Origin of the sequence: Pseudomonas psychrophila, assembly GCF_001043005.1 — a bacterium.
In the GTDB taxonomy this organism is placed as follows: domain Bacteria; phylum Pseudomonadota; class Gammaproteobacteria; order Pseudomonadales; family Pseudomonadaceae; genus Aquipseudomonas; species Aquipseudomonas psychrophila.
The window spans coordinates 1-586 of the sequence record NZ_JYKZ01000086.1 but is presented as its reverse complement, the minus strand read 5'-3'; the positions used below and the strand labels follow the sequence as shown (position 1 = coordinate 586).

Annotated in this window: 1 protein-coding gene; it reads right to left on the bottom strand. The window is 54.9% G+C overall.

Translation table 11 applies throughout. The features are described 5' to 3' along the window. A partial coding sequence (locus TU76_RS24205) for a Rieske 2Fe-2S domain-containing protein (RefSeq protein WP_239660163.1) occupies nucleotides 1–586 on the bottom strand: 586 nt, incomplete at both ends.

Here is a 586-nt window from a genome sequence, read left to right as displayed (position 1 = left end):
ACTCATCACCCTCGGCGACAGTGAAGTTTTCCTCCCACTCAGGGAACGGTGGCTCCTCATCTGGAGGCCCCATGTACGCGAAGACCAGGCCATGCCGCTCGAACGCTTTGTACGCACCTTGTCGAATTGAGCAGGCATATTTTTCGGACTCTTTCTCCTCACCTGCGGGGAAAGGCACGTGCAAGCAGGCTCCGTCGACGTCAAACACCATTCCGTGGTAGCAACACTTAATACCGCGCTCTTGGATAGCGCCATATTCCAATGACGCCCCGCGATGGCAGCAATGGGCATGCAAAAGACCGATCTGGCCACTGCCATCCCGGAACGCAACTAACTCTTCACCCATGATTTTCAGGAAGCGAGGGGTATCTGTCAGCTCTAGCGCCATACATACCGGATGCCAGAAGCGGCGCAGATACTCTCCCATCGGAGTACCAGGGCCAGTTTCAGTCAATTCAGGATCATGACCCGGAACGTTGTTGGTGTGGTACCCACCATAGGCGATCAGTTTCTTGGCAATGGGTGTACCGGCACCGCTCGTTTGTTTGGCTTCGTGCTGCTCTAATTTCTCGGTCATGACCATGTC